Source organism: Arthrobacter sp. C2 (genome assembly GCA_024207135.1).
Lineage (GTDB): Bacteria > Actinomycetota > Actinomycetes > Actinomycetales > Micrococcaceae > Paeniglutamicibacter.
This window is the reverse complement of sequence record CP042428.1, coordinates 1763706-1788146: the sequence shown is the minus strand read 5'-3', so window position 1 is coordinate 1788146 and position 24441 is coordinate 1763706. Positions and strand designations below refer to the sequence as shown.

The window sequence follows — 24441 nt, the reverse complement described above, 5'->3', positions numbered from 1 at the left end:
CGGCGGTCACGTCATTGTGCCGCGTCGGGTCGAACGAATTCTGAAGTTCCAGCAAATGTACATGATGCTCGGGACCGACCCTAAGTATGGTACGAAATGCTTCTGTCACAATGGGTTGTTGATCACTATGACTTGTTTTTGCTATCGAACCTCCCGGTGAAATCGGGATCCCGGGTTTGGCCTCGCGTCGCTTGAATACCGAGTATGTAAGATGGTCGGAAGCATACTGAGTATTTAGGGGTCGATTTGTCAATCAAGCATTCATTGCTGGTCATGCTGGAACAGCAGCAACGCTACGGGTTCGAGCTGCGCGAGGAGTTCGAGCGTTCCACCGGAAGCACCTGGCCGCTGAACATCGGGCAGGTCTACACGACACTGGACCGGCTGGAACGCGACGGTCTGGTCAGCGACCTGGGCACGGACGAACGCGGGCACCGCTACTACGCCATCACCGAGGCGGGGCGGATGGAGGTCGCCGCCTGGTTCTCCACCCCGGTGGCCCCCAGCACCCCGCCGCGCAACGAGTTGGCCATCAAGCTCGCCCTGGCGCTGGGAACACCGCGGGTCGATGTCGCCGCGGTCATCCAGACCCAACGGCTCTCGACCATCCACGCCATGCAGGGATACGTGCGTTCCCGGCGCGAGGCCGACAAGGCCAACAAGGCAGAGGACTTTTCCTGGCGGCTGGTCCTGGAATCGCTGATCTACTCGGCAGATGCCGAGCTGAAGTGGCTGGACCACTGCGAGGAGAAAATGCTGACCATGGCCAAGCCCTCCGTGGCTGGGGCAGGCATCGCGGCCTCGGTGGCCGCACCGGCGCGCACCCGGGAACTCTCGTGAGCGCGCCGGGGAACCGACAGTTGCTGGAGCTGGCGGGCGTGACCAAGACCTACGGCACCGGGGACACCTCGGTTGCCGCGTTGCGCGATGTCTCCTTCAGCGTCGACGAGGGGGAGTTCGTCGCGGTGATGGGCCCCTCGGGTTCGGGCAAGTCCTCGCTGCTGGCCCTGGCCGGAGGGCTCGACACCGCCACCAGCGGGGAGGTGTTCATCCAGGACACGCCGCTGGGTTCGCTGGGCCTGGCCAACCTGGCCCGGCTGCGCCGCCGGGCCGTGGGGTACGTCTTCCAGGACTTCAACCTGATACCCACGCTGACCGCGGTGGAAAACGCCGCACTGCCGCTGGAACTCGACGGCTGGAAGCCGGCCAAGGCGCACCGGGCGGCGCGCAACGCCCTGCGCCAGGTCGGCATCGAACACCTGGCCGGGAGGTTCATGGACCAGCTCTCCGGCGGCCAGCAACAACGGGTCGCCATCGCCCGCGCCATCATTGGCGAGCGCTCACTGATCCTTGCCGACGAACCCACCGGTGCCCTGGACTCGGTGACCGGCAACGGTGTCCTCGAGGTGCTGCGCCAGCGCGCGGATGCCGGGGCCGCGGTGGTCATGGTGACCCACGAGCCCCGGCATGCGGGATGGGCGGACCGCGTGGTGTTCCTCAAGGACGGGCGCATCGTGGACCAGACCGCATTGCAAAACGACCCGGCCTCGCTGTTGGTGAACCGATGATGTTCAAGCCGCGCTCCGGAACCCAGGGACCCACCGGCCAAGCCGGCGGACGCGCCCTGGCCCGCAGGATGGCGCTGCGCGACATCCGCGCCAACAAATCGACTTCGGCACTGGTGCTGTCATTGATCGCCCTGCCACTGATGCTGATGGTGCTGGCCGTGACGCTCATCGACAGCGCCGTCCCCACGGGACCGGAAAACGCGAGCAGGCAGCTGGGCGGATTTGACCTGCAGCTGCTGGGCAGCGAGTACCCCCTCGGTGCCGTGCAGAACCCGAACGACCCCTTCCAGTCCGCCAGCAATGGCGATCCGGGCCCCGAGGAAGAGACAACTGGTGCAGCGGATGTGCCGGCGATCCTGAAACAGCTCGACGAGGGCGCCTCGAGCACCGTGGTGCGCAACGGCTACCTCAAGTTCCCGGGCGCGGACGGCGAGGTGCAAACCGAGGTAACGGTCGGGGAGCTTCAGGACCCGCGTTTCACCGGGCGCTACACGCTGTTGGCCGGTGCCTGGGGCACGGGGGAGTCGGTGGCCATCAACCGGGATCTTGCCGATGCCACCGGGCTGGGCATCGGAGGGCGGCTGGTGCTGGGGGACGCCGGGTACCCGATCAACGGGATTGCGGAGCAGTCAGTCGGCATGGGACTCAGCGGCAGCGGACTCGGGCTCAGCCTGGGGATTGGCGGGTTCGAATCCCCGGCGGTGTTCCTTGCCCCGGGACACCCGATGGCCAAGGAGGCGGAACACGCGTACTTCTCGGTCTTCGTGGAGGGGATGGAGATCGACCTGGAGCGGCAGGCAGCGCTCAATGCCCTGGGGATCGGCAGCTACGCCAGGGACTTCATCATCGACCCTCCCGCCAGTGGCCTGTGGACGGGATCCTCGGGCGACGACGCGAGGGCCGAGGCATTGTTCAGGTTCATGGCGATCTCCACCGTTGGGTTCTTCGTCTTCCTGGAGGTGGGGCTGCTGGCCGGTGCCGCCTTCGCCGTGGGAGCAAAGCGGCAACGCCGGACCTTTGCGCTGTTGGGCGCCAACGGCGCCGACGCCGGGGTGATCAGGTGGATCGGTGGGTACTCGGGTCTCTTCCTGGGCGGGAGCGCGGTACTGCTGGGCACGGGCCTGGGCCTGGCCGGGGCCCGGGGCGTGACCTGGTGGAGCGAGGCGAACGCCGGGGGCTTCCCCGGTTGGCATGTCCCCTGGAGCATCATCGCCGCACTTGTCCTGCTGGGCCTGGCCAGCGCCGTGGTCGCCGCCCTGGTGCCCGCGCGGTCGGTGTCCCGCAATGCGGCACTTTCCGCGCTGCGCGCCGAGGCGAGCCCCTCGGCGCGGCCCAGGATCCCGGTGCTTGGGTTTGTGTTCCTCGGGTTGGGTGCAGCCTGTTGGTCCGTGGCGCTGGTGCTGGGGTTCGGAGCCGGCAGCTACGGAGTGCTCAACGAGCGCGGCAGCTTGGTGGCGGGCGGATTTATTGCCGGGATGGTGCTGTGCACCGTGGGCTTGATGCTCTCGATCGGGTTCATCCTGAGGGTGCTCGGCAACGCCGGGCACAGGTTGCCGCTGGCCGGGCGGCTCGCGGTGCGCGACATCCAGCGCAACCACGGGCGCACAGTGCCCGCGGTTGCCGCGGTGATCGCCGGCACGGCGCTGGCCACGGCATTGGCCCTGGCTGCCGGGCACACGGTGTCCGGTGCCGGGTTTGCGGAGCCCACCAAGCCCCCGAACCTCCAAGCGATCTTCCTCATGTCCGGCACGGAAGAAGACTTGTCTGTCAACGAGAATGATGCCCGGACCAAGGCCGCGGAGGTCATCGAGCAACTCGAACGCTCTGGCCATGCTCCGCTGTCCAGTGCCAGGCAGGGGTCGTTCCATGCAGGCAAACGGCAGCCGGGCACCGGGGATTCCTCCGGGGGGCCGTGGGTCGCGTTGTTGGCACCGAGCAGCATCTGCCGCTACGGACACCAGGACATGGACAGCAGCACCGCTCCGGACCTGGCGGGGTTGGAAGCACGCACGCAAGCCGTGGCGCAGAGCATTTGGGAGTCGGACAGATTCACTGCACGGTACTGCGGGGTGGACGGCAACGGAAGCGGGGCCTCGGTGCATGCCGAGAACTCCGCAACCATCACCGACCTGGCGGGGCTCAAGCTCCTGTTGGACAAGTCCTACACGCCCGCGGCAGGCGAGGCCTTCGGGAAGGGCAAAGCCATCGTCACGGTGCCCGAATTCGTCACCGACCAGCAGCGCGTGGCCTTGGGAATTCCGGACATGGGGCTTCCGGAAGTCGAGCGCGGATACTTTTATGCAAGTCCCGCCGGGGCGCTGCTGGGCATTCCGGTGAAGGATGCCTTCGAGATCGACGCCCTCGAGGTGCGCGTCCCCCACCGGAACGTGCCGCCGGTCATGATGTCCAAGGAAGCGATGATCGGCACCGGGGGATTCATCGCAGACTCGACCCTGCTGGTCGATCTGGGGAAGAGCCTGAACACGGAGGAAATCCGGGCCGTGAACAAGGACCTGGAGCGGCTGGGCGTCAGCCTCGAAACGAGGATCGAACCCTCGGGAATGGACCGGCTCATGGTGTTGCTGCCCTGGCTGCTGGGCATCGCCGCCGGGCTGCTGGTGCTGGGCACCGTGGCGGTGACCACCGGCCTGGCGCTCGCCGACGGACGGCCTGATGCCCGGGTCATGGCGGGAGTCGGCGCTTCCCTGGAAACCCGCCGCCGTTTCGGGGCCGCGCAGGCCGGATTCACCGCGCTGCTTGGCACGGTGCTGGGAATGCTGCTCGGGGCCATGCCGGTGCTACTGCTGCTCGTCGTCATGGAGGGAACCGTGGATCCGCGGCTGTTGGCGCCGCTGACGGTGCTTGTGGCCGTCCCTCCGTTGGCTGGACTGGTCGGTTGGCTCATGGTTCCGCGCCGCATCCGCGCAGCTAGGATGGGCGGATGACCACAGTTGACCATTCGCCGACCGCCGGCCGCCTGCGTCCCTGGACCGACTCCGGACAAGACCTTGCCGCGATTCTCGAGGCCTTCGACAGCGACGACATGGCGGCGCAGGCCGGGGAACCGCTCGGGACCGAGGCAGCCGCGCGGCGTTGGGTGGCACAGTGGATCGGCCCCGGGAACCAGGGCGCCGTGGCGTTCGCCATCGACGTGGCGGGCAGGGCGGTCGGGCACGTGATGGCCGGCGCGATCGACCGCCGCCACGACACGGCATGGGTCTCGTACTGGGTCGCACCCGAAGCCCGTGGCACGGGGTTGGCCTCGCGGGCGACAGCCGGCCTGGCCGAGCACTGCTTCGGGTCCTTGGGGCTCTTTCGCCTCGAACTGGCCTACCGGGTGAACAATCCAGGCTCCGCGGGCGTGGCCAGGAACGCCGGGTTCCGCATCGAGGGCCTGGAACGCGCGAAGCTGCGCTACCTGGACGAACACGGGAACGCGGTGCGGTACGACGTGCAAACCTGCGCCCGGCTGCGCAGCGACGGCCCCGCACTGGTTCCTCCGCTGCCGCGCGCCCCTGCGGGAGCCGCGTAAACCGGGAATCGACGTTGGATGGCAATGGCCCGGAACCACAAGGTTCCGGGCCATTGCCATGACGGAAAAACGCGCCTGTGCCGATGCAGCCTATGCGGTGTAGGGGCTTGGCGGGTACTTTGCCCCGGGTGCCGCATCGGCATCCATCGAGGCCTGGGTGGGCAGGTTGCGCCAGGCGAACCAGCCGTAGATTCCGGCCAGGGCCTGGAAGACCGTGACGCCGAGCAGGGCCAGTGCGGGGTTGGTGTCAAAGAGCAGGGCGACATAGACGATGGCCGATGCGGTGCTGGCCAGCCAGGCCCAGCGGTAACCGCACGCGATGCCGACAAGGGACACGATCAGTGCGGCCTCGGCCGCAAAGGAGATCCACAAGGATGCGGTCCCCTCGGTGAAGATGAACCCGGATGTCAGCATGCGGCCCATGCGCAGGGCTGTGAACACCAGCACCAGCAGCACGCCGACCAACAGGGACTTGACGCTGAACCCGCGCTGGATGACCTTGCGTCCGAACTTCCCGGAGATCTCGAACTTGGAGAAACGCCACAGGCCGAAGGCCGCCGCCAGCAGGGCAGGCACGGCATAGGCGAGCAGGGATGCCTCGAATTGCAGGGCGATGACCAACGGGCCGGCGAAGACGGCCAGGATCTGTGCCCACCAGCCCAGGTCGTTGCGCCGGGCGAGCACCACCATGGCGATGCAGCTGAGCAGTGCCGAAAGGGCAAAGAGTGCCACCTGGGTTCCGGAATCCGTTCCGGGGGCCTGGGTGAAGAGATTGTAGAAAAGTTCGTCCACGAAGAATGCTGCCTATTCACAAAGAAAATCGGTGGGGGCGGTGCCTCAGCTATCGATCGTAGCGCGACTTGACGTGGTGAACCCTATTGGCCGTTCTGGTGTAATCCATCGAACATCATGGTGATGGCGTGCTCCTCGACCTGTTCGGCCGTGACGTTTCCATCTTCCCTGAACCATTCGACCAGGGAGTTGATGGTGCCGAACAGCAACCGGGTGGTGGTTCGCGGGTCGATGTCGCTGCGCAGCGAGCCTTCCCGCTGGGCCTCGACCACCAGGTCAGAGACCTTGCGGTCCACGGCGCGGCGGCGCTGGAGCGCGTCGCGCTCGATCTCGGTGTTGCCGCGCAGCCGCAGCAGCAGCGTCACGTATTGCTGGCGCTTGACCAGGACCCGGATCGTGGAGCGGAGGAAGAACTTCAGGCGTTCCTCGGCGGTGCCCACGCTGGCACGCTCGTCCTCGGCGATGGCCTCGAGCGGCACCAACGCCTCGTCAAGGGCCAAGCGCAGCAAGTCGCCCTTGGAGGGAACATGGTGGTAGATCGCGGACTTGCTGATACCCAGGTTCTCGGCGAGCTTGCCCATGGAGGTGGCGTCGTAGCCGTGCTTGTTGAAGACCTCCACGGCAATCGAGAGGACGGATTCCTGGTCGTATCCGGGGCGACCGCGCTTGGTCGGTGAGGAGTTCGTAACGCTGGCAGTCATGATTCCTCATTCTCTCACGAACGGTCGGTCCGTAAATTCGGCCCGGGATGCCGCCTTGGGGGCGGGCGGTGGCGTGTCCATCGCCCGCCCCCAAGGCGGAGGGGATCGGCCTACTTCTTCTCGCGCAGGTCGTAGATGCGGCGCAGCTTGCCCGAGGAACGGGCCAGGGAGCCGGGGTCCACGACGTCGATCTCGCAGGACGAACCGACATGGATCTTGATTTCCCGGGCAAGTTCCCTGCCGGCGGCGATCGCCCGGTCGGCGTCGCAGTCCTCGCGGCGCTCGATGCGCACCGCCAGCTGGTCCATGCGGCCCGGCCGGGTGATCTCCAGCTGGAAGTGCGGGGAAAGGCCCGGCACCCGCAACGCGATTTCCTCGATCTGGGACGGGAAGAGGTTCACGCCCCGCAGGATGATCATGTCGTCGCTGCGCCCGGTGATCCGGCCCATGCGGCGGTGCCCCGGCCGTGCGGTGCCCGGCAGCAGGCGGGTGAGGTCGTGGGTGCGGTAGCGGATGATCGGCAGGGCCTGCTTGGTCAGCGAGGTGAACACCAGTTCGCCGTGCTCGCCGTCGCGCAGGACCTGGGTCTCGTCGAAGGCGTCAATGATCTCCGGACGGAAGTGGTCCTCCCAGATGTGGCTGCCATCCTTGGTCTCGTTGGATTCGCCGGCCACCCCCGGGCCCATGACCTCGGACAGACCGTAGATGTCGCAGGCATCGATGTCGAACATGACCTCGAGCTCGTGGCGCATTTCCTCGGTCCACGGCTCGGCACCCAGGACCGCGGTCTTCAGCGAGGTCTTGCGCGGGTCGATCCCGGCCCGCTGCATGGCATCGCCGATGGTCAGCAGGTACGTGGGTGTGCACAGGATCGCGTCCGGCTCGAAGTCCTGGATCAGCGTGATCTGCTTTTCGGTCTGGCCGCCGGACATCGGAATCACCGTGGTGCCCAGGCGCTCGGCCGCGGCGTGCGCTCCCAGGCCGCCGGTGAACAGGCCGTAGCCGTAGGCGTTGTGGACCTTCCATCCCGGCTTGACGCCCGAGAGGCGCAGGCAGCGTGCGCCCATCTTGGCCCAGTCGTCCAGGTCCTGCTGGGTGTAGCCGACCACGGTGGCCCGGCCGGTGGTGCCGGAGGAAGCGTGGATGCGGGCGACCTCGTGCTGCGGGACGGCGAACATGCCGAACGGGTAGGTCTTGCGCAGGTCTTCCTTTTCCGTGAACGGGAACTTGGACAGGTCCGCCAGTTCCTTCAGGTCGCTCGGGTGGACCCCGGCGGCATCGTACTTTTCCTTGTACAGCGGAACCCGGTCGTACGCGTAGGCCAGGGTTTCCTGCAGCCGCGTGAGCTGGATCGATTCGATCTGGTCCCGGCTCATGCTTTCTTCCGGGTCCAGCGGGTTGGGCAGTTCGATCCGGGTGGAGGTCTGGGTCATGATGTGGCCTTACGTGCGATGTTGCGGGAGGTGGGGGAGGGGGGGCGTCAGGGACGCTTCGGGATGGTGCGGGAACGGCCGCGGAACTCGGCCAGCACCTCGTCCTCGGCGCCCGGGACGCTCTGCAGGACCTGGATGTCGTAGATCCCGCTGCGCCCGGTTTGCTGGCGGCGGTTGGCCACGGCGGTGAGGGTCCGGCCGGGGATGCCGGGCTTGAGGAAGTTGATGTCGACGCCGGAGGCCACCGTGATGGTGTCGGCCGAGCCGGTGTGCGGGTTGCAGGACATGGCGAACGCGGTGTCGGCGAGGGCGAAAACCATCCCGCCGTGGGCGATGCCGAAGCCGTTGAGCATTTCCCGGCGCAGCTCCATGGAAATGGTTGCGTGCCCGTCTGCCACCTTCAGCACCTCGATGCCCAACCACTTGGCCGCATAGTCGTTTTCCAGGATGGGATGCATCAGCGGTGCATCGACGCCAGTGTCGCTCATAGGGAGCCTCTCAGTTATTTACCGAACGATCATTAGGTAATCCTGAAATGTGAGATAAGTCAAGACGGGAGGAGCCGAAGCCCGGGTTTTCGGGCGACATCCATTCGTCATCAAGGTCCCAACCGGGCCGGTTGCCCAAGGTGCCCGCCGGGTCGGGTCCCGAGGCGGCGGTGGGACGAAAGCCCCTACCCGCCACGGCGCACCCGGCCCAGACTGAAGGCAGGATCAAGTGCGTGACAGCAAAGGAGTTGAAGTCCAATGCGTAGATTCAGGCGTTGGGAAGATTGGGTCGTCGTGGTCGTCGGGCTCGTGATGGCGCTGACTCCCATCTGGTCGGAAGGCACAGGCAACTCGGTGTCGATGCTGATCATCTCCGGGGTGCTGTTGCTGGCCGTCGGGCTGGTCAACCTGGCCGGGCCGAACCTGTACGGGATCGAGGTCGGGCAGGTCCTGGCATCCATCCTGGCCATCATCCTGCCATGGCTGGGCCACTTCAACGGGACAAATGTCCCGGCGCTCACCGCATGGATCGGTGGGGGATTGGCCCTGCTGGCAACCTTCCTGGCCATGAAGCCCAGCATCGACGTCTCGGAAAAACTGCACCACCAAGAGGGGTAGGCGCGGCCTCGGCCGCCTGTGCATCCGCCGGCACAACCGTGTGCCGGCGGAAGCCTGCGTCCTAGGCATTGGTTCCGCGCGGTTCGGGGCCCAGGTGCCAGCTGCGCAGCGGGGAGAAAAGAATGGGCACCGCGGATAGCCCTGCCAGCAGCGCCCACGCCCACAGCACCGGTTGGATCCCGAAGGCGGAAGCCGCAATGCCCCCGGCGATGCTGGCCACCGGCATGATCCCCAGTGTGAAGAAGCGGTTGCCGGCCATGACGGTGCCAAGCCGCGATTCCTCGCACAGTTGCGGGATGACCCCGGCGCCGGCCACGGTCGCCAGCACCAGCATGAATGCCCACAAAAACGACTGTGCGGCCACCCAGGCCAGGGCGGGGCCCGGCAGGATTTCGGCCAGGGCCAGCGCAGCAACGGCCGGCACGCAGCCCAGCAATGCGGCGATCTTCAGCCTTCCGATGCCCAAGCGCCCGAGCAGCCGCGGGGCGATCAGCGAGGCAACCAGGCTGCCGCTTGCCGAGACGGTCCCGACCAGGGCGAAGGTTGCCGCGGAAAACCCCAGCGATGAGATCACGAAGACGGCGAGGACCGAGTTGCCCAGTATTGCCGCGGCATTGAGCAACAGGTTCGACAGCAGCAGCGCGCGCATTGTGCGATGGCCAACGGCCATCGACAACCCCTGGGCGATCGAGCGCCAAAACCGCGGCCTTGGCCCGGCCGCCGGGGGCGTGGCATGGCCGGAGGCTCGGGGCAGCAGGAGCGCGGAGCACAGGTAGCCGAAGCCGCCCAGGACCAAAGCCAGCGGCGCGGCGAGGACCTTCAGCCCCGCGGTTGCCACCGCGGGGGTGCCGATCGAGGCCAGGCTGGAGGCTCGCTGGAGCCTGGCGTAGGCGCCACCGAGTTCGTTGGATCCCACAAGGGACGGGACCAGTGCCCCGCTGGCCGAAGTGAAGAAGACGTCGGCGATGCCCAGCAGTGCGGCGGCCACCAGCAAGTGCCACATGTCCAATGAACCAAGGAGAAAGAGCAATGGGATCGCCAGGATGAGTGCGGCCCGGGCCAGGTCTGCCGCGCGCATGGCCGGAAGCTTGGGGAGCCGGTCGACCAGGGCGCCTATGGGCAGTCCGAGGACCAGGAACGCCCCGAGCCCCAGGGCGTTGAGCAGGCCGACCTCCACCGTTCCTGCGCCGAGGCTTGCCACGGCGATCACCGGCAGCAGGGTCCGGGTGGCGTTGTCGGCGACGGCTTCAAAGGCGTTGGATGCCAGGAGCCGTCGGAAGGCCGCCGGATTTCCCTGTCGCTTCGCCGTTGTCAGTGTTGGTGCGGGGTTCACGGTGGGGGACCTCTCGATCGTGTCAGGTGATTCCTGACAGATTGTCAGGTTAATCCTGACAGCGCAACCCCGTTGATCACGTAGTGTTGGGTTGTGAGCGAACCAGGGGCAATGATGAGTCCGTCCGACCGGATGGCGGATACCGGCCAGTGCAGTTTTTGCGGGCGTGACCGGGAGGCCTGCGGCAAGCTTGCCTACGGGCCGGGCGTCGCCATTTGCTCGGACTGCACGGAAAACTGCGCTTCCCTGCATGCCGGCGGGGTCGCCTCCGAACCGTGGCTTGACATGACCCAAGAGCAGGTGCTGGAACTGCTGCCGCGGATTTCCGCGGTGGCCGCACAGGTCGAGCAACGCCTGGCCGCGTGGGTGGGCGTCGCCCGGGGCAAGGGTGCCAGCTGGGCACGCGTGGGCGAGGCCCTGGCCATGACCAGGCAATCGGCCTGGGAAAGGTTCAAGCAGCCCGGCAGCAATCGGGCCGCAGGGGGCAAACCGTCAAGGCCCCGAGAGCAAGGCTGAGCGACCCGGGGCCGCAGGGCCGCATGTTCCGGGATCGCCAGGCCACAAGGCCCGGCAGGCTACCGGTAGTTGGCCATCGTGTGTTCGCCGTCGGTGCCGCCGGGAGCCGGACGACGGTTAGCGTTCCTCCGGCCCCGGATGGCCTTGCAGGATCCGTGCGTAGAGGTCGCGGATGAACGGTTCCTTGGCCCGGTTGTAGTCCATCACCAGCCCGGCACCGCCGCCGCGTTCGTTGATCCGTTCGGCGGACGCCCGCTTGATGCGCGCATAGGCATCGAGGTCCGCCGGATGGGTGCGCAGCCATTGGCGGAACGCGAGCATGCGTGCGGTCTCGGGGCAGCCCGGCGCAAAGACATGGATGTTGGCTGCCGGCAGCCCGGAGCCCGGGCCGGAAACCAGCAGCCGGTGGCCATACCAGCCGCGCTCGCGGAGGCGGAAGACGAATCCCGCCGCCTCGAGCAGGGGCACGTAGTGGTCCTCAAGGTCCGGGTCCTCGACCGTCAACACCACGTCAATGACCGGCTTGGCCCAAAGCCCCGGCACCGAGGTGGAACCCAGGTGCTCGAGGGCCAGGGCCCGGGAACCCAGCGCGTCGCGCAGGCGCCCGGCGAGCGCGTCGAAGTCGCCGGCCCAGTGCGGCGAGGCGGGCACCACATGCACGGGGGCAGGGGACGGTTCCCCATGGATCCACTCGACGCCACCGTCATCGGACTGCGGGCTGCGCAGCAACGGCAGGTGGTGCAGCACGCAGAGGTAGCGGCGGCGACCGGGCCAGCGGGAATCGGGCGGTGAATCGCCGGCGTGGAACCCTGCGGCCCGGTAGAAGCCGATGGCGTCGTCATCGGTGCGGGCTACAACCATGGCGGCCTCGTCGCCCTGGATCCGGTGCACCAGCGCGGTGGCAAGCCCCTGGTTTTGCAGTGCCGGGGCCACGGCGAGGTATTCGATCTCGACCGCGAAACCGTCGATGCGCCGGTAGGCGGCCAGCGCCGCAGGTTCCCTGCCCGCATCGGGCGCAACGAGCAGCTCCAGGTCCTTGATTTCCTCAACCACGGCGTCGAGGTCGGCGCCGGTGGCGCCGGAAGCCGCGGTGAGCAGCGCCCGGAACGCGGGGTTCGTGGCGAACCCCGCGCCGGACGTGCTGGTTATTTCCGGTGTGCTCATGCGCCTTCGGGGTTCAGGCCCAGGGTGTCCAGGGCGAAGGCGTAGTCCCAGGCGCGGGTCTTCCAGCCCTCGTAGCGGCCCGAGGCGCCGCCGTGCCCGCCGTCCATCTCGATCTTCATCACGATGGGTGCGGTGCCGGTGGTCTCCTCGCGCAGCTTCGCCACCCACTTGGCCGGCTCCACGTACAGCACGCGCGTGTCGTTTAGCGAGGTGACGGCGGCGATCCGCGGGTAGGGCAGGGCCGCGACGTTCTCGTAGGGGGTGTAGGACTTCATGTAGTCGTACACCTCCTTCTCCTCGATGGGGTTGCCCCATTCCTCCCATTCCAGGGCCGAGAGCGGCAGGTCCGGGTCCAGGATGGAGGTCAGTGCGTCGACGAAGGGGACCTGGGCGATGATGCCGGCGTAGAGCTGCGGGGCCAGGTTGGCGACCGCGCCCATGAGCAGCCCGCCGGCCGAACCGCCCAGGGCGACGATGCGCTTCGGGTCTGCCCATCCGGATTCCAGCAGGTACTTGGTGGCGTCCACGAAGTCGGTGAAGGTGTTCTTCTTGGCCAGCTTCTTCCCGTCCAGGTACCACTGCCTTCCCAGTTCTCCGCCGCCGCGCACGTGGGCGATGACGAACACGACGCCGCGGTCCAGCAGCGAGAGCCGCGGGATGCCGAAGCCCGGGTCCATGGACATCTCGTAGCTGCCGTAGCCGTAGACGAGCACCGGGTTGGGCGATTCGTTGGTGATCTCCGCGCGGCGCAGGATGGTCAGCGGGATCCTGGTGCCGTCGGCCGCGGTGGCCCACTCGCGGGTGGCGCGGTAGTTGGCCGGGTCGTAGTTGTTGACCTGGGTCTGCTTGCGCAGGGTCAGGGTGCCGTCGGCGAGCGTGTAGTCGTAGACGCGGGCGGGGGTGAAGTCCGAGGTGTAGGAAAGCCGGATCATCGGCGCCTCGAGCTCCGCGTTGGCCAGCGAGCAGGTGTAGAGCTCCTCGTCGAACGCCGGTTCCACGGCCGGGAGCTGGGTTGCGGTGCCCAGGCCCGCCAGCGGGAGCACCTGGATGCGTTCGGTGGTGTCCTGGCGCACGGAGATGACCAGGTGGGTGGCCGTGGCGGCGGTGCCTTCGACCTTGACGGTGTCGCGGTGCTCGATCACCGTGTCCCAGCGCTGCTGCGCGTAGGGCAGGGCAAGCTGGTCGGCGCGCAGCAGCGAGACCATGTTGTTCAGGGCCTGGCGGTCGTGCGTGATGACGTAGGCGCGCTGCCCGTCCAGGGTGACGGGGTCCGCGGTGTGCAGGATGCGGTGCTCGCGGGAGACCAGCATGGCCGGGACCGCCTGCTCGTCGAGCAGGTCCAGGGTGCGGGTCTCGGAGTATTCGGAGTTGCCGATGGAGATCAGCAGCTCGGTGCGGTCCGCGGAGAGGTCGAAGCCCAGCCACATGCCCGGGTCGTCTTCCTGGAAGACCACGGTATCGTCGGCGGGGTCGGTGCCCAGGGTGTGGACCTTGATCTGGTGGGGGCGCCAGGAATCGTCGACCACGGTGTAGAAGACCCGGGTTCCGTCGGGGGAGAACACCAGACCGTAGAACACGTTTTCGATGGTGTCCGGGAGCAGCTGCCCGGTGGACAGGTCCTTGAGGCGCAGGGTGAAGCGTTCGTCCCCGGCGTTGTCCTGGGCGTAGGCCAGCAGGTTCCCGTCCTCGCTGACGGCCATCCCGCCCAGGGAGAAGAAGGGCTTGCCCTCGGCCTCCCGGTTGCCGTCCAGCAGCACCTGTTCGCCGGCGATGGCCACGCCCGGCTCGATGGCCGGCGGCGTCCAGTCCGCGGCCAGGTCCCCGGTGTCGGTGGCAGCCACGCGGCAGTGGATGGTGTACTGGGAGCCTTCGGCGGTGCGGGTGAAGTACCACCATCCGCGCTTGCGGGCGGGGACCGAGAGATCGGTTTCCACGGTGCGGGCCTTGATCTCGTTGAAGATCGCCTCGCGCAGCGGCGCCTGGTTGGCGGTGACCGCCTCGGCGTAGGCGTTCTCGTCCTGAAGGTGGGCCCGGACCGCGGGGCTGTCCTTGTCCCGCAACCATTCGTAGTCGTCAGTGAAGGCATCCCCGTGGTGGGTGCGAACGGTGGGGACCTTGGGGGTCTGCGGGGGGACGGGTGCGTGCTCGGCGTGGCTCATGCTTCCATTCAATCCGACTTGCCGCCCATTGGGCCCATGGCTTCGCCCAACGCGGACAAAACCACACCGGAGGGAGGCAACGGCACGAGCCAGCGGTCCCTGGGCCCGTGAGGCCCCTGGACCCCTGGCTCGTGCGACGGCCATGGATCAGCGTTGCCGGGTCAGCGTCTTGGTGTACTGCACCTTCCCGTTGGCGTTGATCAGCTTCACCGTGAAGGCGGAGCCGTCGCCGGGAATCTCCACGTGGCCGAAGTACTGGTGCTCGCCCGAGCGCGGGGAAGCCATGGTGGGCCCCGCCTGCTGGAAGTCGACCCGCGGGCCGAAGGTTCCATCCAGCGCGTTGGGTCCAAAGGAGCCGGCGTTGATGGGCCCGGCCACGAATTCCCAGAACCCGTTGAAGTCCTTGAAGGCGGCGCGCTCGGGGGAGTAGTGGTGGGCCGCGCAATAGTGCACGTCTCCGGTCAGGAACACCACGTTCTTGATGTCGTGTTTCTTGATCTCCGACAGCAGGCGCGCCAGTTCCAACTCGCGGCCCAGCGGCTTGCCGTGCTCGGCGTTGGAGATCGACTCCTGCGCCTTCCCGTCGGGGACGATGAGCCCCAGCGGCAGGTCGTTGCCGATGACCTTCCACGTTGCGTCCGAGTCGCGCAGCGAGCGGATCAGCCACTGCAGCTGTTCCTCGCCCAGCAGGGCGGTTTCCTGCGTCTCCAGGCCAGCGGTGTTGGGGCCCTTGTGCGAGCGCATGTCCAGGGCGAACACGTCCAGGTGCGGCCCGCGGCGGACCTGCCGGTAGATGCGGGCAGCCTCGAACCCGGTGCCCGGGCGCAGCGCGCGCTTGTCGGCGATCGGCATGTATTCCTGCCACGCCCGGCGTCCGCGGGCAGCGAGGGTGTCCACCTCGCGCACGGTGTAGCGCGGGTCGTCGATGATCTCGCCGGGATACCAGTTGTTCACCGTCTCGTGGTCGTCCCATTGGGCGATCACCGGGACCTGGGCATACATGGCCCGCAGGTTGGCATCCATCATGTTGTAGCGGTGGCGGCCGCGGTACTCGTTGAGGGTCTCGGCGACCTTGGAGACCTCCTCGGTGATGACGTTGCGCCAAATGTTCCCGTCCGGCTCCGTCATCTCGGCGGACATCGGCCCGTCCGCGTAGATGGAGTCGCCCGAGTGCAGGAAGAAGTCCGGCTTGGTCGCGGCCATGGCCGCGTAGCCGCGCATCCCGCCGATCTCCTCGTTGATCCCGTAGCCCTGCCCGGCGGTGTCTGCGGTCCAGACGAAGCTCTGCGCCGCCGACTCGCGGTTGCGCCCCTTGCCGGGGGCCGGGGCGGTGCTGAAGGTCCCGGTCCCGGTTTCGCTGCGCCGGCCGGACTCGTCCTCGAAGTACAGCTCCATGTTGAATCGCGTGCCCGCGGGCAGCCCGCGCGCATTGATCTTGGCCGTGAAGTCGGTACCGGCGTGCGCCTGCGATCCGGAAAGCGTCACCGTGCGGGCGAAGCGCCCCTTGAGCCGATCGCCCTGCTCGTCGGCGGCGCGCAGGGTGGCGTGCAGGCGCCCCGGTCCGGAGGCACGGGACCACAGGACGGCGGAATTCGTCGAGACATCCCCGGTGGAGATGCCCGAGGGCAGACTCAGGCGGCGGGCCGCCAGCGGCACGGCGGAGGGCCGCGGGGAGGCCAGGGCGGAAGGGGCAACGAACGAGGATGCGGCGAGGGCGGAGAGCGCCGCGGCGCCCTTGAGCAGCGAGCGGCGATCCGGGAGCGGGGAGGTATCCATGGGTTCCAGCCAACAGCACCCCGGAAACCGGAACCTTGCTCCGCGGTTAACGACCGCCCAACCTTGCCGGAACGGCCCGCCGCCGTGCCATGCGGAGCCAATACGTCGGCCACCTGCCGCCCGGTGGCAGGACGGCTCCATGAGCACAGCGCACGGGACCGGCGGGCAGCAAGCCACCAAGGGCCTCGACGAACGTGCGGGGGAGCTGGCCTCCGGGTACGGCACGCTCGCGCTCGCCGGAGAACACGGTGCCCTGGCGGGGCGCACCCGGATCGAATACGTCCACGCCCGGTTGCCGGGAGCCGCCATGGGCTTCTACTCCACCGCCTCGGACATGGAGCCCGGCGCGGTGTCACGGTCGGGCAACAATGCCGGAGCAATCCGGCGTTCCTTCCGCGTGGATGGTGCCGCGCGCGGCCATCAGCATCTAGGCTATGACCCGTGTTAGCGCCCTCGCACCACGGCGGCGGAACCTGCAATCAAGGAGATGAACGACTCTTGAAGACGTCCAGAACGACTCGAGGTCCAAGGACCTGGCCCAGGGCGGTGATTGCCGCCATCATGGGCATGTTCCTGGTGTTCGGCGGTGCCGGCGCCGCCATGGCGGCCCCTGCCGACAACGGTGTCGAAGGCAAGACCTTTGTCATCGGCACAGACACCACCTTCGCCCCCTTCGAGTTCCGCGAGAACGGGGAACTGACCGGAATCGACATGGACCTGGTCCGCGCCATTGCCGAGGCGGAAGGCTTCAAGGTCGAGATCCGTTCCCTGGGATTCAACGCGGCATTGCAGGCACTGACCTCCAACCAGGTCGACGGTGTGATCGCCGGCATGTCGATCACCGACGAACGCAAGCAGGTCTACGACTTCTCGGAACCCTACTTCGAGTCCGGCATCCAGATGGCGGTCGCCAAGAACGACGACACCATCAAGGGCTATGAGGACCTCAAGGGCAAGACCGTGGTCGCCAAGACCGGGTCCGAGGGCGAGGCCTACGCCAAGTCGATTGCCGGGCAGTACGGTTTCACCGTCAAGTCCCTGGACCAGTCGGCAACCATGTACGAGTCCGTCAAGTCCGGTTCCGCCGTGGCCGTCTTCGACGACTACCCGGTGCTCGCCTACGGCGTGGCCCAGAACAACGGGCTGAAGACCGTCACCGACAAGGTCCCCGGCGGCTCCTACGGGTTCGCCGTGAACAAGGGCAAGAACACCGCACTGCTGGCCGCCTTCAACGACGGGCTGGCCAAGCTGAAGGCCGACGGCGACTACCAGAAGATCCTGGACAAGTACCTGGCCAATCCGACCGCCGCGCAACCCACCACCTTCCTGGACCTGCTGGGCAAGTCCTTCCCTGCCCTGATGAGCGGCCTGAAGAACACACTGGTGGTGACGATCATTTCCTTCGCCGTGGCCATGGCGATCGGCCTGTTGGCCGGATTCATGAAGATCTCCCACAACATCGTGCTGCGCGGCATCGCCACGACCTTCGTCAACATCTTCCGCGGCACCCCGCTGCTGCTGTGGGCCTTCATGTTCTACTTCGGCCTCCCGCAGCTGACCGGGCAGCCGATCAACATCTGGGTTGCCGGCGTGCTGACGCTGTCGCTGAACTCCGGCGCCTATGTAGCGGAGATCGTGCGCGGCGGCATCCAGTCCGTGGACCCCGGGCAGCTTGAGGCCTCGCGTTCGCTGGGCCTGGGCTACGGCAAGTCCATGCAGAAGGTCGTGGTCCCGCAGGCGTTCAAGATGATGACCCCGTCGCTGATCAACCAGCTGATCATCATGCTCAAGGATTCCTCGCTGCTGTTGGCCATCGGCTTTGCCGAGCTCCTGTACCAGGGCCAGCAGATCTACGCGGCGAACTTCCGCGTCACCGAGACCCTGCTGATCGTGGGCGTCATCTACTTCGTGGCCGTCATGGCCCTGACCAAACTGGCAAACTACGCCGATCGGAGGTTCAACAAGTGAGTGCATCACCGGTTGAAACACAAAAGCCAGCCAAGATCACCGTCAAGGGACTGCGCAAGTCCTTCGGCGCCAACGAGGTGCTCAAGGGCATCGACGTGGAAATCGCCGAGGGCGAGGTGGTGTGCGTGATCGGTCCCTCGGGCTCGGGCAAGTCCACGCTGCTGCGCTGCCTGAACAAGCTGGAGGAGATCTCCGCCGGCCATGTCATCGTCGACGGATTCGATGTCACCGACCCGAAGGTCGACATCAACGAGGTCCGCCGCCACGTGGGCATGGTCTTCCAGCACTTCAACCTCTTCCCGCACATGTCGGTGGCGGAGAACATCATGCTCGCCCCGGTGGAACTGAAGAAGGCCACCAGGGTCGAGGCCAGGGCCCAGGCCATGAAGCTGCTTGAGCGCGTGGGCCTGAAGGAGAAGGCGGACGCCCGCCCGGCATCGCTCTCCGGCGGCCAGAAGCAGCGTGTGGCCATCGCCCGCGCGCTGGCCATGAACCCCGGCATCATGCTCTTTGACGAGGCCACCAGCGCACTGGACCCGGAAATGGTCGGCGAGGTGCTCCAGGTCATCCGCGACCTGGCCGCCGAGGGCATGACCATGGTCCTGGTGACCCACGAGATGGGCTTCGCCAAGGAAATCGGGGACCGGGTGGTCTTCATGGCCGATGGCGTGGTCTGCGAATCGGGCCCGCCGGCCGAACTGTTCGGCAACCCGCAGCAGGACCGCACCAAGGAGTTCCTCTCCAAGGTCCTTTAGGCGGAGTCCTTCACGCATAAGGACGAAAGCCCGCGCTGCCCCTGCGGTTCCCTTTCCGGGATCCTGCGCGGCAACGCGGGCTTTCGTGTTTTCACCGGCGGTTGGCCGGATGGGTCACTTCTTCGTCCCTGGTTTCTGGCCGGTCTCGTATCCGACCCCGGGTTTGGGTTGGCCGATCAGCTGGCTGACGGTGACGAAATGGTAGCCCTGGGCCCCCAGGTCCTCGAGGATCTTCGGTACGGCATCGACCGTGGACTTGTGGATGTCGTGCATCAAGACAATGGAGCCGGGCTTGATGTCCTCGGCAGCCTTGACGGTCTTCTTGGTATTGCGGGTCTTCCAGTCCAGGGTGTCGTCGCTCCACAGCACCACGGGTACTGGCTGGGCCTTCTTCAGGCTTTCGGTAATCGTGCCGTAGGGGGGCCGCATCAGCGTCGGGGCGGCCCCTGTCGCTTGCTTGATGGCCTCGTCCGCCTTTCTGAGTTCGCGTTGGGCGGCGGCCGGGGACAGCTTGGCGAGGTCCTGGTGCGACCAGGTGTGGTTTCCGATTTCATGGCCGTTGGCCAATTCCTCCCGCACGACTTCGGGATATTTGGCGACGTCCTTGCCGATGAGGAAGAACGATGCCTTGGCGTTGTGCTTCTCCATGACATCGAGCAGCGACTCGGTGTAGGGACCGGGCCCATCGTCGAAAGTCAGGGCCACGCACTTGACCTCGGCGCAGTCCGGCCCCTCCGGGGTGCCGGTCACCTCTGGGGATTCCGTGGCTGCACCCTGTTCCGACGGCGCTTTCCCCGGAAGCCCCTGCCAGTGCGCACTGAGCGGGGCGCCGCAACCGGCCAAGGTGAGGGCGAGTGCCGGAGCAAGGATGAAACGTAAAGCCGTGGAGCGAGAAATCATGCTGGCCATCCTCTCAAACCAACCTGCGAGAATGCGCAAAGGGCCCCTGCTGCGGGCCGCCGCGCCGCGGCTTCCCGGGGGACGAGCGAATGGCACGGTTGGGTGTTTCCTTTTGTGACGCGAGGCGCATCTCACATCACTTGAAGATTCAAGTAAAGATGTGTCATGGTGGATTTGAGCTTGCGGACCGGATGAACCGGTCCGACGCGACCGACATCCACGACGATGTCTGGTTTGCTACGAAACGACAGAAGGATTTTCATGGATACTGCAGCAAAGAACCCCGCCTTGGCCATCGCCGCACGGACGATGCTTCGCGTCGTCATCGGCTTCCTCTTCGCGGCGCACGGCTGGCAGAAGTACTTCCAGTTCACCCTGGATGGGACCACCGCGGCGTTCGGCCAGATGGGCGTTCCCGCGGCCGGCGTGGTGGCACCCGTGGTGGCAACCCTTGAAATCGTGGGCGGCATCGCCCTGGTCCTCGGTGTGCTCACCCGCATCTTTGCCGCGCTGTTGACCGTGAACATGCTCGGCGCACTGTTCCTGGTGCACGCCCCGGCAGGCGTGTTCGTCGAGGCCGGCGGCTTCGAGCTCGTGCTCGCCCTGGCCGCGGGCGCAGCAGCCATCGCTCTGGTGGGCCCGGGACGCCTTTCCGTGGACAGGTTCATCCCGTCCCGCATTGCCGCCTAACAGGCATTCGCCAATCCACCCGGGACGCCCCGGGGCACCGGAATTCCCCGGTGCTCCGGGGCGTTCCTGCGTGCTGCCAAGGTATGCCAGCGCTAGGTCCGGGCCCGTGCCGGCGCGGCCATGGCCCGGGCTGCGGGCACGGACCCGGCGAGCAACAGCGCCAGGGCAGCGACGCCCACGGCCGTCCTGGCGCTTGAATGGAAAGCGAAGGCGGCAATGGTCAGAGGACTGCTGGCAGCCATCATCCAGGCCGCCCACCGCGGAATGATCCGGCCCCGGCCCAGGATGACGCCAAGCATCACGTACGCGACCAGGTGGAAGGCGACGTAGACGACCAGGTAGGTGGACATGACCGCATCATTGGTGAATGTATCGAGCAACGCGCCGTTTTCCCTGGCGCCCGGATGCCGCGTCATGGCCCGGGCCAGGTCGTCCAGGGCCGTGAGCGCCGAGAACGGCAGCCATCCCAGCACCCCCAGCAGCCCGGCGCCGAGGGCGAGCCGCGGGTTGCGCCGGTACCCCAAGTAGCCCAGGCCCGCAGCGCCGACCGGCAGGAGGAACGAGGCCAGCACGAATGCCGCCAGGTGCATCGCGTTGCCCGCCGGATTCGCCGCTGCATTCGCAGCTATGGTGGCAGGTCCCGAGTCGTGGATGGCCGGCGCCAGAAGGCCTCCGAGCAGATAACCCAGCGGCCCGCCAACGATCGCCACGACCACGGGTATCCGCAGCAACCGCTCGGTCCCGCTCATGCCTTGAACGCCCATAGCTCCATGCTATTCCCGCCCGCGGACCGGGGGCGCGGGGCGGAATCGGCAGGCCCTGGCCGGTGCGTCCGATCGCTGTGTGGCTCCGACCGGCACCGGGAGGGCCAGGGCTTGTGCCGGAAAGCGGGCCTGGCGACCTTGCCGGTGAATGCTGCGCGGTTCGGCACCGTCGAATCGGCAAGCGCCCTGGATGTCGCCCTGATGCGGTGCCAGGGTGATTTCCTAGGCAGCGACGTTTGCCGGTGTTTGCTCGGGGTGATGGCCTTCCGCAGCGCCCGCAGCGCCCGCAGCGCTCGCGGTCCCCGCGGACAGTGTTGCCCCGGTAGCAGCGTGCGGTGGCTTGGTGCTTGCGTTGGAACCGATGATCGCACCCGCAGCGATGGCGGCGGCCAGGGCGATGGCGCCCAGGACCCATGGCCACTGTCTTTGCTTTCGGGCTGTGAGGTCGTCGGTGTCGGGTCTGGCGTCGGGATCTGTGCTGGTCACGGGGAAGGCTTCCTTTTGGTGCGGGAATGTGCGAGTACTGGCTGCTCGGGAACCGGGGGATTGCGCTCTCGCGCCGGCGAACTGCTCAATGGGGGCGATAGCGACCGGTGATGAACCATTGTGTTCCGTCGGAAAGGGCCCGCGCGACGGGTCGGTCACAGGATGGCATGCAACGACTTTTTGCGTCATCTGCGCGTGGGGATTCTGCGCCGCGCCTTCATCCGCCAGGCGGCTGCGGCCTGGTTGCCGACTTTCTTCGTCATGTTCGGGCGGCGTTGTGCGTTGGCGTGCTCAAAGCCGCGGCGGCAGGTGTCCCGTTTCATTGCAAGTGAGGCAAAGTGGAGGATCCGTTGGCTCGAGGGTGTTTTTAGTTGATGTTCATTTGTTGAGGTCGGCTGGTGTTGGAATCGTTGATTCAGGTGCCCTCGTTTGGTTCCATCCAATCGAGGAGAGGGCTAATGCCTCGGATGCAATGAAACGGAAAGGTGTTTGCCTCGGGTGTAGTGAGATTGCCCCACCTGTAATGAGACAGGACAAAAGCAGTCAAAACCGCGCCAGCGATTGACGAAAAGACGGCAGGACGCATATATTGAACGAACGGTCAGTAAATAATTCTTTGTCACAGTGAGGTGAGCACTATGGCTGCACAGCAAGAAAGCGGCGGATCGCTATCCGCGGTACTTTCTCCTGAGGAGCAAGCAGGGCAGGATCGGTTCAACCAGATCATTGCCGACGATTCGCGCATCGAACCGCGCGACTGGATGCCCGAGGCATACCGCAAGACCTTGACGCGGCAGATGTCGCAGCACGCGCACTCCGAGATCATTGGCATGCAGCCAGAGGCCAACTGGATCACCCGGGCACCGTCGCTGAAGCGCAAGGCAATCCTGATGGCCAAGGTGCAGGATGAAGCGGGCCACGGACTGTACCTGTACTCGGGCACCGAGACCCTGGGCACCCCGCGCGACGTGCTCAACGAGCAGCTGATGACGGGCAAGGCCAAGTACTCCTCGATCTTCAACTACCCGGCACGCTCCTGGGCCGACATGGGCGCGATCGGCTGGCTGGTCGACGGCGCAGCCATCGCCAACCAGGTGCCGCTGTGCCGCGCTTCCTACGGCCCGTACGGCCGGGCCATGGTGCGCATCTGCAAGGAGGAATCCTTCCACCAGCGCCAGGGGTTCGAGATCCTGCTGGAGCTGGCCAACGGCACCGAAGCCCAGAAGAAGATGGCACAGGATGCCATCAACCGTTTCTACGCCCCGTCGCTGATGATGTTCGGACCACCGGATTCCGATTCCCCGAACTCGGGCCAGTCCACCGCGTGGAAGATCAAGCGCTTCTCCAACGACGAATTGCGCCAGCGCTTCGTGGGCATGATCGCCGAGCAGGTCAAGGTCCTGGGCCTGACCCTTCCCGACCCGGAGCTGCGTTTTGATGCGGAAACCGGGACTTGGATCCACATGGAACTGGACTGGGTCGAGTTCAAGGCCGTCATCGCCGGCAACGGGCCCTGCAACGCGCAGCGCCTGCAGCGCCGCCGCGATGCCCACAACGAAGGCGCCTGGGTGCGCGAAGCTGCCGCGGCGTACGCGGCAAAGATGGCTCGAAAGACCGAGGTTGCATAAATCATGACCGAAACACACGGCACCTGGCCGCTCTGGGAAGTATTCGTCCGTTCCTCCCGCGGACTCTCGCACGTCCACGCCGGTTCGCTGCACGCACCGGATGCGGAGATGGCGCTGAAGAACGCCCGGGACCTGTACACCCGCCGCAACGAGGGCATTTCGCTCTGGGTCGTGGCCAGCACCGACATCATCGCCTCGGACCCCGACGCCAAGGGCATGTACTTCGAGTCCCCGCAGGGCAAGGACTACCGCCACGCAACGTACTACACCAAGAGTGAGGGCGTGAAGCACCTGTGAGCGCACACGACATCGACCATTCGCTGGACTCCTTCGGCGACTCCACGGCCTCGGCCACCCGCGTCACCCCGGGCAACGCGCTGCGCCCCGAGGACATTGCCATCGCGCAGGACAAGCCATCCGAGCAGGTCGCCGAATATGCGCTGCGCCTGGGCGACGACGCCCTGATCCTGGCCCAGCGGCTCTCGCACTGGATCTCGCGCGGACCGGAGATCGAGGAAGACATTGCCCTGGGCAACATCGCCCTGGACCAGCTGGGCCACGCCCGCTCCTTCCTTTCCTACGCCGCCAAGGCCTGGGACAAGACCGAGGACGATTTGGCCTACTGGCGCGAGGAAGAGGAATTCCGCTCGCTGCACATCGTCGAACAGCCCAACGGCGACTTCGGCGTGACCATTGTGCGCCAGTTGATCATCTCCATCTACCAGCACCTGCTCTACACGGCGTTGCTGGAATCGAGCGACGAGACCATCGCGGCGATTTCCGCCAAGGCCGTCAAGGAGGTCGACTACCACCGCGACCACGCCATCGCCTGGACCCTTCGTCTGGGCCTCGGCACCGAGGAATCGGCCCGGCGGATGCGCCATGCCCTGGACATCCTCTGGCCCTACGTGGGGGAGATGTTCGAGGACGAGGAACTGCACACCGCCCTGGGCGACGTCGCCGTGGCCCCTTCCTCGCTGCGCGCCGCCTGGGACGAAGAGTTCACGGCCGTGCTGAAGGACGCCGAACTCGAGCTGCCCACCGTTCCGTTCGCGATGGCCCGAGGACGGCGCGGCGAGCACTCCGAACACCTCGGCTTCATCCTGGCCGAGATGCAGGTGCTGGCGCGCAAGCACCCCGGCGCCACCTGGTAAGCAAAGGACACAAGAA

The 24441-nt window shown here is 66.6% G+C and carries 24 protein-coding genes and 1 pseudogene; 14 read left to right on the top strand and 11 right to left on the bottom strand.

Features of this window, described 5'->3' with window-relative positions:
• Window positions 1-246 precede the first annotated feature (246 nt).
• Genes FPY90_RS08410 through FPY90_RS08395 form a run of 4 tightly spaced genes read left to right on the top strand, consistent with a single transcriptional unit; the run spans window position 247 to window position 5100 of the window.
• Window positions 247-840, top strand: a complete 594-nt coding sequence (locus tag FPY90_RS08410) for a PadR family transcriptional regulator (protein ID WP_498684978.1) — start codon at window positions 247-249, stop codon at window positions 838-840.
• On the top strand, window positions 837-1568 hold the full coding sequence (locus FPY90_RS08405) for an ABC transporter ATP-binding protein (RefSeq protein ID WP_498684977.1): 732 nt from the start codon (window positions 837-839) through the stop codon (window positions 1566-1568). Before FPY90_RS08410 ends, FPY90_RS08405 begins: the two co-directional genes overlap by 4 nt.
• The gene (locus FPY90_RS08400) at window positions 1565-4513 is read left to right on the top strand and encodes an FtsX-like permease family protein (RefSeq protein WP_498684974.1); all 2949 of its coding nucleotides are present in this window, start codon (window positions 1565-1567) and stop codon (window positions 4511-4513) included. The genes FPY90_RS08405 and FPY90_RS08400 overlap by 4 nt, the downstream gene beginning before the upstream one ends.
• Window positions 4510-5100 (top strand): GNAT family N-acetyltransferase, encoded by a 591-nt coding sequence (locus tag FPY90_RS08395; protein WP_498684973.1) that lies wholly within the window; start codon window positions 4510-4512, stop codon window positions 5098-5100. The genes FPY90_RS08400 and FPY90_RS08395 overlap by 4 nt, the downstream gene beginning before the upstream one ends.
• 90 nt (window positions 5101-5190) lie before the next feature.
• Here FPY90_RS08395 and FPY90_RS08390 read toward each other — a convergent pair whose 3' ends face one another.
• From FPY90_RS08390 to paaI, 4 genes are all read right to left on the bottom strand, one after another.
• Window positions 5191-5892 (bottom strand): nicotinamide mononucleotide transporter, encoded by a 702-nt coding sequence (locus FPY90_RS08390; RefSeq protein ID WP_071212817.1) that lies wholly within the window; start codon window positions 5890-5892, stop codon window positions 5191-5193.
• Window positions 5893-5975: 83 nt separating this feature from the next.
• A complete protein-coding gene (locus FPY90_RS08385) occupies window positions 5976-6593 on the bottom strand; it encodes a TetR/AcrR family transcriptional regulator (protein ID WP_071212818.1) in 618 nt (205 codons plus the stop codon).
• Window positions 6594-6703: 110 nt separating this feature from the next.
• On the bottom strand, window positions 6704-8026 hold the full coding sequence (locus FPY90_RS08380; RefSeq protein ID WP_498684970.1) for a phenylacetate--CoA ligase family protein: 1323 nt from the start codon (window positions 8024-8026) through the stop codon (window positions 6704-6706).
• 47 nt (window positions 8027-8073) lie between these two features.
• Complete coding sequence (gene paaI / locus FPY90_RS08375; RefSeq protein ID WP_071212820.1) at window positions 8074-8514, bottom strand: hydroxyphenylacetyl-CoA thioesterase PaaI; 441 nt, start codon at window positions 8512-8514, stop codon at window positions 8074-8076.
• Window positions 8515-8772: 258 nt separating this feature from the next.
• Between paaI and FPY90_RS08370 the strand changes: the two genes are divergently transcribed.
• Window positions 8773-9132, top strand: coding sequence for an SPW repeat domain-containing protein (locus FPY90_RS08370; RefSeq protein WP_071212821.1), 360 nt, complete (start codon window positions 8773-8775; stop codon window positions 9130-9132).
• Between the two features lie 61 nt (window positions 9133-9193).
• Here FPY90_RS08370 and FPY90_RS08365 read toward each other — a convergent pair whose 3' ends face one another.
• Window positions 9194-10465: an MFS transporter gene (locus tag FPY90_RS08365; RefSeq protein ID WP_498684967.1), complete on the bottom strand. Its 1272-nt coding sequence runs from the start codon at window positions 10463-10465 to the stop codon at window positions 9194-9196.
• A 111-nt stretch (window positions 10466-10576) separates the two neighbouring features.
• On the opposite strand from FPY90_RS08365, the pseudogene FPY90_RS08360 reads away from it, so the two are divergent.
• Both FPY90_RS08360 and FPY90_RS08355 read left to right on the top strand, forming a co-directional pair.
• Window positions 10577-10666 (top strand): annotated as a pseudogene (locus tag FPY90_RS08360) (hypothetical protein); the annotation flags it as partial.
• 84 nt (window positions 10667-10750) lie between these two features.
• Complete coding sequence (locus tag FPY90_RS08355; protein WP_286135225.1) at window positions 10751-10981, top strand: hypothetical protein; 231 nt, start codon at window positions 10751-10753, stop codon at window positions 10979-10981.
• Between the two features lie 117 nt (window positions 10982-11098).
• Here the strand turns inward: FPY90_RS08355 and FPY90_RS08350 are convergent, their stop codons facing one another.
• From FPY90_RS08350 to FPY90_RS08340, 3 genes are all read right to left on the bottom strand, one after another.
• Window positions 11099-12145, bottom strand: coding sequence for a GNAT family N-acetyltransferase (locus tag FPY90_RS08350; protein ID WP_498684964.1), 1047 nt, complete (start codon window positions 12143-12145; stop codon window positions 11099-11101).
• The gene (locus tag FPY90_RS08345; RefSeq protein ID WP_498684963.1) at window positions 12142-14304 is read right to left on the bottom strand and encodes a S9 family peptidase; all 2163 of its coding nucleotides are present in this window, start codon (window positions 14302-14304) and stop codon (window positions 12142-12144) included. Before FPY90_RS08345 ends, FPY90_RS08350 begins: the two co-directional genes overlap by 4 nt.
• Window positions 14305-14451: 147 nt before the next feature.
• Window positions 14452-16080: an alkaline phosphatase D family protein gene (locus FPY90_RS08340; protein ID WP_498684961.1), complete on the bottom strand. Its 1629-nt coding sequence runs from the start codon at window positions 16078-16080 to the stop codon at window positions 14452-14454.
• Between the two features lie 139 nt (window positions 16081-16219).
• Here FPY90_RS08340 and FPY90_RS08335 point away from each other — a divergent pair, with 139 nt between their 5' ends.
• The 3 genes from FPY90_RS08335 to FPY90_RS08325 all read left to right on the top strand — a co-directional run bounded on the left by FPY90_RS08335 (window position 16220) and on the right by FPY90_RS08325 (window position 18803).
• Window positions 16220-16528, top strand: a complete 309-nt coding sequence (locus FPY90_RS08335) for a hypothetical protein (protein WP_498684958.1) — start codon at window positions 16220-16222, stop codon at window positions 16526-16528.
• A 113-nt stretch (window positions 16529-16641) separates the two neighbouring features.
• On the top strand, window positions 16642-18048 hold the full coding sequence (locus FPY90_RS08330) for an amino acid ABC transporter substrate-binding protein/permease (RefSeq protein ID WP_071213226.1): 1407 nt from the start codon (window positions 16642-16644) through the stop codon (window positions 18046-18048).
• Entirely contained in the window at window positions 18045-18803 is a 759-nt protein-coding gene (locus FPY90_RS08325) for an amino acid ABC transporter ATP-binding protein (protein WP_071212827.1), read from the top strand. Before FPY90_RS08330 ends, FPY90_RS08325 begins: the two co-directional genes overlap by 4 nt.
• A 114-nt stretch (window positions 18804-18917) precedes the next feature.
• On the opposite strand, the gene FPY90_RS08320 is transcribed toward FPY90_RS08325, so the two are convergent.
• On the bottom strand, window positions 18918-19553 hold the full coding sequence (locus FPY90_RS08320; RefSeq protein ID WP_286135226.1) for a polysaccharide deacetylase family protein: 636 nt from the start codon (window positions 19551-19553) through the stop codon (window positions 18918-18920).
• A 411-nt stretch (window positions 19554-19964) separates the two neighbouring features.
• Between FPY90_RS08320 and FPY90_RS08315 the strand changes: the two genes are divergently transcribed.
• Complete coding sequence (locus tag FPY90_RS08315) at window positions 19965-20393, top strand: DoxX family protein (protein ID WP_071212829.1); 429 nt, start codon at window positions 19965-19967, stop codon at window positions 20391-20393.
• A 92-nt stretch (window positions 20394-20485) separates the two neighbouring features.
• On the opposite strand, the gene FPY90_RS08310 is transcribed toward FPY90_RS08315, so the two are convergent.
• Together FPY90_RS08310 and FPY90_RS08305 are read right to left on the bottom strand one after the other, a co-directional pair.
• On the bottom strand, window positions 20486-21157 hold the full coding sequence (locus FPY90_RS08310) for a DUF4386 family protein (protein ID WP_083410918.1): 672 nt from the start codon (window positions 21155-21157) through the stop codon (window positions 20486-20488).
• Window positions 21158-21379: 222 nt separating this feature from the next.
• Window positions 21380-21643 carry a hypothetical protein gene (locus tag FPY90_RS08305; RefSeq protein ID WP_498684955.1) on the bottom strand — a complete coding sequence of 88 codons (264 nt, stop codon included), beginning with the start codon at window positions 21641-21643 and terminating at the stop codon, window positions 21380-21382.
• Between the two features lie 638 nt (window positions 21644-22281).
• Here FPY90_RS08305 and paaA point away from each other — a divergent pair.
• From paaA to paaC, 3 genes are read left to right on the top strand one after another with little or no spacing between them, the layout of a single operon-like run.
• Entirely contained in the window at window positions 22282-23271 is a 990-nt protein-coding gene (paaA, locus tag FPY90_RS08300) for a 1,2-phenylacetyl-CoA epoxidase subunit PaaA (protein ID WP_071212831.1), read from the top strand.
• 3 nt (window positions 23272-23274) lie between these two features.
• Window positions 23275-23568, top strand: coding sequence for a 1,2-phenylacetyl-CoA epoxidase subunit PaaB (gene paaB / locus FPY90_RS08295; RefSeq protein ID WP_071212832.1), 294 nt, complete (start codon window positions 23275-23277; stop codon window positions 23566-23568).
• Window positions 23565-24425 carry a 1,2-phenylacetyl-CoA epoxidase subunit PaaC gene (gene paaC, locus FPY90_RS08290; protein ID WP_071212833.1) on the top strand — a complete coding sequence of 287 codons (861 nt, stop codon included), beginning with the start codon at window positions 23565-23567 and terminating at the stop codon, window positions 24423-24425. The genes paaB and paaC overlap by 4 nt, the downstream gene beginning before the upstream one ends.
• Window positions 24426-24441: the final 16 nt, after the last annotated feature.